General features: G+C 62.9%; 10 protein-coding genes. 9 read left to right on the plus strand and 1 reads right to left on the minus strand.

What is annotated here, in order from left to right; all coding sequences use genetic code 11:
* The 9 genes from H8B02_RS39980 to H8B02_RS40020 all read left to right on the plus strand — a co-directional run.
* Window positions 1–1,218: c-type cytochrome (locus tag H8B02_RS39980; protein ID WP_229171203.1), on the plus strand; the 1,218-nt coding region annotated here is incomplete at its 5' end.
* A gap of 61 nt (window positions 1,219–1,279) precedes the next feature.
* A complete protein-coding gene (gene pncB / locus H8B02_RS39985; RefSeq protein WP_229171204.1) occupies window positions 1,280–2,584 on the plus strand; it encodes a nicotinate phosphoribosyltransferase in 1,305 nt (434 codons plus the stop codon).
* A gap of 45 nt (window positions 2,585–2,629) precedes the next feature.
* Window positions 2,630–3,925: an O-acetylhomoserine aminocarboxypropyltransferase gene (locus H8B02_RS39990; RefSeq protein WP_229171205.1), complete on the plus strand. Its 1,296-nt coding sequence runs from the start codon at window positions 2,630–2,632 to the stop codon at window positions 3,923–3,925.
* Between the two features lie 5 nt (window positions 3,926–3,930).
* Complete coding sequence (locus H8B02_RS39995) at window positions 3,931–4,710, plus strand: alpha/beta fold hydrolase (protein ID WP_229171206.1); 780 nt, start codon at window positions 3,931–3,933, stop codon at window positions 4,708–4,710.
* 416 nt (window positions 4,711–5,126) lie between these two features.
* Window positions 5,127–5,423, plus strand: coding sequence for a hypothetical protein (locus tag H8B02_RS40000; RefSeq protein ID WP_312001529.1), 297 nt, complete (start codon window positions 5,127–5,129; stop codon window positions 5,421–5,423).
* Window positions 5,424–5,630: 207 nt separating this feature from the next.
* Window positions 5,631–6,587, plus strand: coding sequence for a hypothetical protein (locus H8B02_RS40005; RefSeq protein ID WP_229171207.1), 957 nt, complete (start codon window positions 5,631–5,633; stop codon window positions 6,585–6,587).
* Between the two features lie 334 nt (window positions 6,588–6,921).
* On the plus strand, window positions 6,922–7,701 hold the full coding sequence (locus H8B02_RS40010) for a hypothetical protein (RefSeq protein WP_229171208.1): 780 nt from the start codon (window positions 6,922–6,924) through the stop codon (window positions 7,699–7,701).
* Window positions 7,688–8,242: a PIN domain-containing protein gene (locus H8B02_RS40015; RefSeq protein WP_229171209.1), complete on the plus strand. Its 555-nt coding sequence runs from the start codon at window positions 7,688–7,690 to the stop codon at window positions 8,240–8,242. Before H8B02_RS40010 ends, H8B02_RS40015 begins: the two co-directional genes overlap by 14 nt.
* Before the next feature lie 54 nt (window positions 8,243–8,296).
* Complete coding sequence (locus H8B02_RS40020) at window positions 8,297–9,244, plus strand: AbiV family abortive infection protein (protein WP_229171210.1); 948 nt, start codon at window positions 8,297–8,299, stop codon at window positions 9,242–9,244.
* Between the two features lie 186 nt (window positions 9,245–9,430).
* Here the strand turns inward: H8B02_RS40020 and H8B02_RS40025 are convergent, their stop codons facing one another.
* Window positions 9,431–10,453, minus strand: coding sequence for a S1C family serine protease (locus tag H8B02_RS40025; RefSeq protein WP_229171211.1), 1,023 nt, complete (start codon window positions 10,451–10,453; stop codon window positions 9,431–9,433).
* Window positions 10,454–10,682 lie beyond the last annotated feature (229 nt).

Here is a 10,682-nt window from a genome sequence, read left to right on the forward strand (position 1 = left end):
CTGCCGTGGCGCGCGATTGCGCCGATCGCCCGGCCGGATGCCTCGGTCTATTCCGCCGCGACGATCGCGCGCGGCAAGGAGCTCGCCGCACTCGGCGCCTGCGCAGTCTGCCATACGTCGGAGCATGGCACCCTGAACGCCGGCGGCCGGCCGCTCGAGACGCCGTTCGGCACCATCTACACGACCAACATCACGCCCGACGTCGACACCGGCATCGGCGCCTGGTCCTATCCCGCGTTCGAGCGCGCGATGCGCGAGGGCATTCATCGCGACGGACGCCATCTCTATCCGGCGTTTCCGTACACGCATTTTGCTAAGACCACGGATGCCGACCTGCAGGCGCTCTACGCCCATCTGATGGCGCAGGCGCCGGTGCGCGCCGAGACGCCGAAAAACGCGCTGGCCTTTCCATTCAACCTGCGGCCGCTGCTTGCGGGATGGAGTGCGCTGTTCCACCAGCCGCGCCCATTCCAGCACGATCCATCGAAATCGGCGATCTGGAATCGCGGCGCCTACCTGATCGAGGGGCTCGGCCATTGCAGCGCCTGCCACTCGCCGCGCAATGCGCTCGGCGCCGAGCGGCAGAATGCCTATCTCGCCGGCGGCTTCGCCGAGGGCTGGGAGGCACCGGCGCTGACGTCGCTGTCGAAGGCGCCGATCCCCTGGAGCGAGGCCGAGCTGTACGCTTATCTGCGCACCGGCGAGTCCCGTCTGCACGGCGTCGCCACGGGACCGATGGCGCCGGTCGTGCGGGAGCTCGCCGTGCTGCCCGACCGGGACATCCGCGCGATGGCGGTCTACCTCGCCTCGTTCAACGAGGCCACCGATCGGCCCGCGCATGATGCCCTGGTTGCCGAGCTCGAAGCCACCACCACCGTCACCACCGCCGCGTCGGCGGGCGCGCGGATCTATCAGGGCGCCTGCGCCGTCTGCCATGAAGTCGGCGGCCCGCCGCTGTTCGGCAGCCGGCCGTCGCTGGCGCTGAACAGCAATTTGCACAGCGACGTCCCCGACAATCTGATCCAGGTGATCCTGCACGGCATCGCCAAGCCGGCCGTGACCGATCTGGGCTACATGCCGGCCTTCAAGGACAGCATGAGCGACGGCCAGGTCGCCGAGCTCGTCGGCTTCCTGAGGCAGCAATTCGCCCCGGGCAAGCCGGCCTGGACTGATGTTGCCACGGCCGTCGGCCGTATCCGGCGGGATATAGCCCGCTGACCTGCCATGTTCCGCCCGAAACCCACTGGGCGGGCGCCGTTCGGCAGGCTACAGTTCCGGCATGGCGGTCACAGATATTGCAACCCGGACTTATAATCACGGCTGGCGGCTCGATCCGATCGTGCGCAGCCTGCTGGACACCGATTTCTACAAGCTGTTGATGATGCAGATGATCCGGGAATGCTACCCGGACACGCAGACGACCTTTTCGGTGATCAACCGCTCGACCCATATCCGGCTTGCCGAGGTCATCGACGAGGGCGAGCTGCGCGCCCAGCTCGACCACGCCCGCACCATCCGTTTCACCAAGAAGGAACTGATCTGGCTCGCCGGCAACACGTTCTACGGCAAGACCCAGATGTTCTCGCCCGATTTCATCAACTGGCTCTCGACCTTCCGCCTGCCCGAATACGAGCTGCACAAGGTCGACGGCCAGTATGAGCTGCACTTCCACGGGCCGTGGACCCACACCACGATGTGGGAGATCCCGGCGCTCGCGATCCTCAACGAGCTGCGCTCGCGCGCGGCGACCAAGACCTACGGCCGCTTCGCGCTCGACGTGCTCTACGCCCGCGCCAAGGCCAAGCTGTGGGCCAAGGTCGAGCGGCTGCGCAAGCTGGACGGATTGCGGCTGTCCGATTTCGGCACACGCCGCCGCCACGGCTTCCTGTGGCAGCGCTGGTGCGTCGAGGCGGTGAAGGAAGGCCTCGGCCCGTCCTTCACCGGAACGTCGAACGTGCTGCTCGCAATGGACAACGACCTCGAGGCGATCGGCACCAACGCCCACGAGCTGCCGATGGTGGCCGCGGCACTCGCCGACGACGACCAGGAGCTGCGCTGGGCGCCTTATCGGATCCTCGACCAATGGCGCCACGCCTATGGCGGCAACCTCCTGATCGCACTGCCCGATGCCTTCGGCACCAAGCCGTTCCTGCGCGATGCGCCGGACTGGGTCGCCGACTGGACCGGCTTTCGTCCCGACAGCGCGCCGCCGATCACCGCCGGCGAAGAGATCATCAAGTGGTGGAAGCAGAAGGGCCGCGACCCCAAGGAGAAGCTGCTGGTGTTCTCCGACGCGATGGATGTCGGCTCGATCGAGGAGACGTTCCATCACTTCAAGGGGCGTGTGCGCGTCAGCTTCGGTTGGGGGACCAATCTCACCAACGATTTCGTCGGCTGCGCGCCGGACGGCACCGCCGAGCTCGATCCGATCTCGATCGTGTGCAAGGTGACGTCGGTCGACGGACGGCCGGCCGTCAAGCTCTCCGACAATCCGGAGAAGGCGACCGGCATTCCGTCCGAGGTCGAACGCTATTTGCGCGTGTTCGGCAATGTCGGCCGCGTTCGCACCGCAGTTCACGTGTAAATCAACGCACCGATCACTCCCATCGACTGACCTGACGAGCTTCGCATGCCCGCACCCAAGCCGCCTGCCTTCGAAACATTGAGCCTGCACGCCGGCCAGCGCCCCGATCCCGCAACCGGCGCGCGCGCGGTTCCGATCTATCAGACCACGTCCTACGTGTTCCAGGACGCCGACCATGCCGCGGCGCTGTTCAATCTCGAACGCGCCGGCCACATCTACACGCGCATCTCGAACCCGACGACATCAGTGCTGGAAGAGCGCATCGCCGCGCTCGAATGCGGCGTCGGCGCGATCTGCACCGCCAGCGGCATGGCGGCGATGCATCTCGCGATCGCAACCCTGCTCAATGCCGGCGACCACATCGTCGCCTCCGCCTCGCTCTATGGCGGCACGATCAACATTTTGGCACACACGCTGCCGCGCTTCGGCATCACCACGACCTTCGTGAAGCCGCGCGCGCTGGATGAGTTTCGCGCCGCGATCAAGCCGAATACGCGGCTCGTGATCGGCGAGACCATCGGCAATCCCGGTCTCGAAGTGCTCGATATCCCCGCGGTGGCCAGAATCGCGCATGATGCAAAAATTCCGCTGCTGATCGACAACACTTTCGCGACGCCCTATCTGAGCCAGCCGATCGAGCTCGGTGCCGACATCACGATGAATTCGGCAACCAAGTGGATGGGCGGCCACGGCATCGCGATCGGCGGCGTCATCGTCGATGGCGGTCGGTTCGACTGGCGCGCCTCCGGCAAATTCCCGCAGCTCACCGAACCCTACGCCGGCTATCACGGCATCGTCTTCGACGAGCAGTTCGGCAAGGCCGCCTTCATCATGCGCGCCCGCACCGAGGGCCTGCGCGATTTCGGCGCCTGCCTGTCGCCGACCAACGCCTTCCAGCTGCTGCAGGGCATCGAGACGCTCGGCGTCCGCATGGACCGCCACGTCAGCAACACCCATGCGGTGCTGGATTTCCTCACCGCGAACAAGGCGGTCGACTGGGTGCTGCATCCGTCGCTGGAGACGCATCCGGACTACGCGCTGGCGAAGAAGCTGTTGCCGCGCGGCGCCGGCTCGATCGTCAGCTTCGGCATCAAGGGCGGCCGCGCCACCGGCAAGAAGTTCATCGAGCAGCTGAAGCTGATCAGCCATCTCGCCAATGTCGGCGACGCCAAGACGCTGGTGATCCACCCCGCCAGCACCACACACCAGCAGATGGATGCCGAGCAGCTCAAGGCCGCCGGCATCGGCGAGGAGCTGGTGCGGCTGTCGGTCGGCATCGAGACCGCGCAGGACATCATCGACGATCTCGGCCAGGCGCTGCGCGCCTCGCAAAGGACTTGAGCGCCATGCAGCTTTCCGTCAACGGATCAGACACCTTCATCGCCACCGGCGGCAAGCCGTTCGATGCATCGCTGCCGGCGGTCGTGATGATCCACGGGGCCGGCTTCGATTCCTCGACCTGGGCGCTGCACAGCCGCTGGTTCGCCCATCACGGCTATTCCGTGCTGGCGCCCGACCTGCCTGGCCACGGCCGCTCCGCCGGCAAGCCGCTCACGACGATTGCCGAGATGGCCGACTGGGTCGCCGCACTGATCACGGCAGCCGGCGCGTCGAACGCCCGGCTCATCGGCCATTCGATGGGCTCGCTGATCGCGATCGAGACCTCGGCGCGGCATCCCGACAAGGTCTCCGGCCTCGCGCTGATCGGCACGGCCGCGACCATGACGGTCGGCCCCGATCTGCTGAAGGCCGCCGAGGCCAATGATGTCGCCGCGATCGACATGGTCTCGATCTGGGGCCTCGGCTTCAAGGCCGAACTCGGCGGCAGCCTCGCCCCAGGCCTCTGGATGCACCAAGGCGCGCAGCGGGTGCTGCAGGAGGCGAAGCCCGGCGTGCTGTACAACGACCTCAACGCCTGCAACGCCTACCAGAACGCGCTCGCGGCTGCGGCCGCGGTCAAGGTGCCCGCGACGTTCGTGCTCGGCGAGCGCGACATGATGACTCCGGCCAAGGCCGGCAAGGCGCTCGCCGCGGCGACGCCGAATGCGCGCACCGTGGTGCTACCAGGCGCCGGCCACATGATGATGGTCGAACAGCCCGACGAACTGCTGGCGGCGTTGCAGTAGCGCTCGAGACCCCTCAGCCGGCTCCGAGGCTTTCGCATTCGAAGTGCCCTTTGCCGCCACAACTGCTGGTGACGTTGGAGAACCCCCCTCGAAGGCGAGCGGCCCCAAAATATCGAAAACAACCCCATGCAAAGTAGCAGGGCGGCCGCCGGCCCTCTGACAAGCAACTTGACACGTCGGGCAACTCAGCGATATCTTCTATTATTCCGAAATACTGCAAACGCCCAGCCCGACAGCGTAGGCGTCCGTCGCCACGAGCGAATTAGCTTGCCTTGCGTTGAGTCCTTTTGCACTCTCAGGCTAAAGCGCGATGAGATTGGGTTGAACCGTCATCGCGCTTTAGCTTGTTGTTTGAGCATGATCTTTTCGGAAAACCGCTTCGCACTTTTCCGGATCATGCTCTGGGAGGCCGATGCATGAAGATGAAGATCATGAAGATGAAGACAATGACCGTCGCGTGCGCTCTCGGAACGGCCCTGGTGCTGTGTAACCTCGGGACATCCGGTGCTGAAGCCCGGACGCGGAAGGCACAAGTCGTTCATGAACGAACGAGGGTCGTGATCTCGACGCCCGTGATAACGCCGACCCCGTGGGATTATTATATCGTTCCACGATATCGCTATCGCCCTGAAGACGACCGGGTCGATCCAAATGGGCCGCCCCTGGTGTCGTCTTGGGACCTCTATGAGGGGTGGCGGTGGCCATACTGGTGATGACCCGCGATCACGCCAAACAGATTGTATTCCGGGAAAAGTGGTGATCGTTCCCTGACGGACGCCGCGGTGGCGGCTTCAGGCCAACAGCGAGCGTAGCCCGGATGAGCGAAGCGACATCCGGAGCCGACACGTAGGTCGCAACATCAATCCCGCATATCGCTTCGCTCATGCGGGCTGCTTGCTATCGTGGTAGCAGAGGATTCAATGTTCCAATTTCGTCATGAGCGGCACACCCACACAGACTGGAGCATCGAGAACCGACAGATCAAAACCACGGAAGTAACGATCGACGCCGAGGTCTTGTACCGAGATGACGGCTTCAAGCTGATCCGGCTCGGAAAGAAATGGCGGTACGACGGCTATTTTCGATATGAGAAGAACGGCGTTTCATTCGAGTTCAAGGCCAATCGCGCGCACCCTGGCGGCACCATTACCGGAACTTACAGCGTATTTCTCGAATTCAAGCGGGGACGAAGGCTTGGAGACACTGACTGGCCGATCCCGCGCTCGAAGGTAGAGGAAATAGCCGCCGACATCGATGCGGCACTACGCGCTTGGCCGACTGCGCCACAGCAAGAGAACATCCCGGTAGGCGTAGTCTCGTTTGCCGTTCGTACATCTGGCGCGGTCCCGGGCAGTAACCCCGACCCGACCAGCGAGAATGATACCCGATATGAATTCACCGTTGGGCATCCCGTGACGGTGCGCCATGTGCCACCTTCCACGCGGTGGCAGCGGCGCCTCGTACCGTATCGAGGGGGCGACAAATGGAGGCCCGACGTCGTCCGAGAACGTGAGGCGCTCATTCGGGACGACGGAATACAACTCATCCGTTTTGCGACGATTAAGGGGCCGGCAGACGACGGGCCAGACACATACCGTTATGTCGAGGGCGACTTATCGTTTGACTTTTACGCGGAACGTCGGATGGGAATGGGGCCGATGACCGACACGTGGGAGGTGCAACTCGATCCCGATCCGCGGCGGCACGTAGCTGGTCTCTCGTCGGAATTACGGACACGACTTGGCCCAGACCGTTGTGCGGAGGTCGTGGGAAACATCGAAGAGGCGCTCTATGCGTGGCCACAGTGGGGATACGAATATGAAACGCCGACCAATCGGGTCGTTTTTCTCGACGTCAATCGCTGCCACATACAATGATGCCGCGATCAAGCAGCCCGACGAGTTGGCAGCGTTGCAGTAGCGACGCCGCAGCCCCTCTTCCCTTCTCCCCTTGTGGGAGAGTGAACAGCCGAAATACGTTAATATTATCAAGTGGATAAAGGCAAAACTGTCCCCTTTCTGTCTCGATCAGAAGAGGCTCATATTTTTCAACAGTTTCGTTGGAGGCTCGGGGTCGGGGCCACTGGGCGAAGCCCGGCCGGGGACCGGTCGCTGCCGACCAAAGTCGTGCCCGCGTTGGTAGTATTGTTAGGATCGCTCTGCTTTACTGGAGTCCTATAGGTCCTTCGCCTAAACGCTTTGTGAGTTCTCCATGGCTGCGCCCCGCAAGCGGAAAAGCCGCACAGACGGCACGGAGCATTATCGGTTCAAAATCGACGCCTACACCCCGGCGACGATGCCGATGGCTCGCCTCGCTCAGTACATGAACGAGTTGGCGGCACTGCTCGGTGAACGTGACCGCGTGCACTTTCGCAATCTCACCAAAGGCAGCACCGTGCTGAACGCGCGGGTGGATCGCGAGGCTGCGCCCAAGGTTCACGACCGGGTGGTGGCCGTGCGAGCTGGAGACGCGAGCGCCGAGGCCCTGCGCGCTTTCAATGCGTTGAACACACTTCTCCGCGCGGACAATGCCGTAGGCGTGCTGCGAGACGCTGCACCGCGTGGCGCGGTCGTCATTCGATTTCCCGGTCGCGAGCTGACGGAGGAGAAATTCACCGTTCGTCAGCAAGGCTCCATCGATGGCTTTGTCACGGGGATACGCGGCAAAGATGCGACGATCCACGTCACGCTGCAAACGGAGGGCCGGCAGATCAGCGGCTGCGAGACCACGCGCGCCATTGCAAAACAGCTCGGAGCAAAGCTGTTCGAACCGGTGCGGCTGTTTGGGCGAGGCCGCTGGGTGCGAGATGGCGATGGTGAGTGGACGCTCGAACACTTCCGCATCGAGAGCTTTGAGCCTCTTCAGGACAGCTCGTTGACTGACGCCCTCGCAGCTCTTCGCGACATTCCAACGGAATGGGGCGACGACGCCTACAACGAGCTGATCGAAGGACGGAAGGGGCCGGGGAGCAACAAGAATGGTGGTCATTGATTCCACCAACCTGCTGCTGATGCTCCGGCCGGGCACGCCTGTACCCGGCGGCGTCGATCGCGCCAAGGAGCGTATCGACTACTTGGTGCACAGGCTCAGCAAAGCGAAAGCGAAGATCATCATCCCTACGCCTGCGCTGAGCGAGGCTCTGGTGAAGGCTGGAGCGGCTGCCTCGCTGCAGATCGTGGAAGAGATACAAAAGCACGCCGTGTTCAGCATTGAGCCTTTCGACACGCGCGCAGCGCTGGAGGCGTCGGCGATGTCCCGCGCGGCTCTCGCGAACGGCAACAAAAAAGGAAGCTCAACGGCTCCGTGGCAAAAGGTGAAGTTCGATCGCCAGATCGTCGCCATCGCGAAGGTGAACGGTGCGACCGAAATCTACTCGGACGATGGCGACATCGCGGCCCTTGGCCAGCATGCAAAGATCAAAGTCATCCGATTGTCAGACCTGCCGCTGCCGCCGGAAAAGGATCAGCTCGACTTCCTGCTTGAATCAACTGCTACAACGGCGGAAGCCGCATCCGACGACGAAGGTGGCTGAACCTGCGCGTCGGGCATTCGGCTCATGTTCGGAACTAGCATCGGAGATGACTTTTTGAGCACTGAGGGTGACCAAGAGAATCGTGTAGGTGAAAATCATTTCGATCGCCTGAGAGAGCAGCTCGCTTCAGGTGAAGTTTCTGTGCTCAGCGTCTTCGAATTTGGTTCGAGCAAATGGCGCACGCAGCACGATCACGAGGCCTATGTCATGTACTCGCGAGCGACGCAGATGCTCATGAGTGACGTTCGGATTTTGAAGCGTCTAATGGTGGAGTTAGACGCCGAGTTTGAACGAAGAGCTGGCAAGCGGATCGACCACCCAAGCATCAATGCTGCCGTAAAAAGCAAGGACGGCGCACGTCGCGTAGCAAAATTGAATCAATTTCACGCGGAAGCCTATCGGGACGGCGCATCACTCATCGTCGCTTCGACGTTCGCAGAGGCGCTTGAGCAGTATCTCGCTTTAGTGGCGCATGTAGAGCGGCTCTGGGATGATGCTTGTAAGCTCTACCGAGAACGGCACTATCCGTTATCGACGTTCCTTTCGATTCTCACTGTAGAGGAAGTGGGGAAACTCGGACGGCTTTGGAACGATCTTCTGGCATGGGATAGCCCTGCCAGTTCAAATCCCACCTTGGGACTACTCGGTCGAGACCACCGGAAAAAGCACTTTATGGCGGTCATGGCTGGTGCTGTGGTGAACGCTCGTTTGGATCGGATACTCGGCCTCAAAGAGGTGAGGAAATTGCTGCAAGACGTTGAGAGCGGCAAGCTGGAGCAACTGCGACAATCGTGCTTGTACATCGACGTGGTGGATGGGAAAGTTGTGAAGCCTGAAGACGTCGTAGATTGCTCTACCGCAAGATTCTTCGTTGTCCTCGCCGGAGAACTTTGGGCCGAGACGCTAGGTCACTTCCCTTGGGAGTTTCAGAGGATGATCGACAAGGTAACCGAGTTCGAAATTGAAGTCGGAATAGACCCCGCTCTTATCGAACGATCCTGAGTCAGCACACAAACTTTTCGGCACACCCCTAGTCCGCGCGGATGAGGGGTCTCTATCCGCGGATAGAGACCCCTCACCCGGCTTTGCTGCTTCCGCAGCGAAGCCAGCCTCTCCCACATCCGCCTTCGCCAAGGTTACGGCGGACATGAGGGGAGAGGGTGCATCTCGCACGCGGCAACCATCGCCTCACTGCTTCGCCGGCTTGCGCCCGATCGGATGGATCTCGATCGCGCGCAGGCGGCCGAGGCGGAGCACGTCCATCGACAAAGTGCGGTCGATCCGGCTGTGGTCGAGCGCGCGGATCAGATCGTCGACGCCGTTGATCTCGACGCCGTCGAGCTTGATCACGACGTCGCCGGGCAACAGGCTCGCCCGCGCGGCCGGGCTGTCCGGCTCGATCTGCATCAGGAGCGCGCCCATCTTGTTCTCGACGCCGGCGAGCACCGCATGCCGCCGCGGCACCGGCGCGGTTTGACCCGCGACGCCGATATAGGCGCGGCGGACATAGCCGTGGCGGATGATCTCCGACAGTACGAACTGCGCGGTGTTGGAGGCGACCGCAAAGCAGATGCCCTGCGCGCCGTTGATGATCGCGGTGTTGATCCCGATCACCTCGCCGTTCGACGACACCAGCGGTCCGCCGGAATTGCCCGGGTTGAGCGCGGCATCGGTCTGGATCACGTCCTCGATGGTGCGGCCGCTGACCGAACGGATCGAGCGGCCGAGCGCGGACACCACGCCAGCGGTGACCGTCGATTCGAACCCGAGCGGGTTGCCGATCGCGACCACGAGCTGGCCGCGCCGCAAGGTCTTGGAATTGCCGAGCGAGGCATAGGGCAGATCGCGCGCGCCATCGGCCCGCAGCAGCGCCAGATCGGTGTCGGGATCGACGCCGAGCACATGGGCCTCGGTGACGAAGCCCTCGGTGTCGCGCAGGCGGATCTCCTTCGACGATCCGACCACATGGCTGTTGGTCAGCACGAAGCCGTCGGGCGAGATCACGATGCCCGAACCGAGCCCGCCGCGCTCACGCGCGTTGCGCACCTTCGGCCCGGTTTCGACCCGGACCACGGCCGGACCGACGCGCTCGGTGACGTCGATCACGGCATTGGAATAGGCATCCAGCAAGACCCGGTCATTGTCTCGGGCAGCGTCCGCCGCTCGCGGTGACGTCGTGTCACCGGCGGTATCTGAGGTAAAATCCAGCATGGCGAGAGTCCTTTGGTCTCCTCAGATGGTGACCGGCTCCCGCTGCCGCAAGTGGTTACGCCCCGCGCAGCCCTGCCCGGCTGGTTAGGGCAAGATGAGTCTAGATCGAAGCCGCTCGGCCGCGCACTTGCTTCACCTCTCCCCGATGGGGAGAGGTCGATTTGCGAAGCAAATCGGGTGAGGGGCCGCAGCTCCAATGAGGGACCGTAACCCCTCACCCGGCGCTATG

This window comes from Bradyrhizobium altum (assembly GCF_020889705.1).
Classification (GTDB): domain Bacteria; phylum Pseudomonadota; class Alphaproteobacteria; order Rhizobiales; family Xanthobacteraceae; genus Bradyrhizobium; species Bradyrhizobium altum.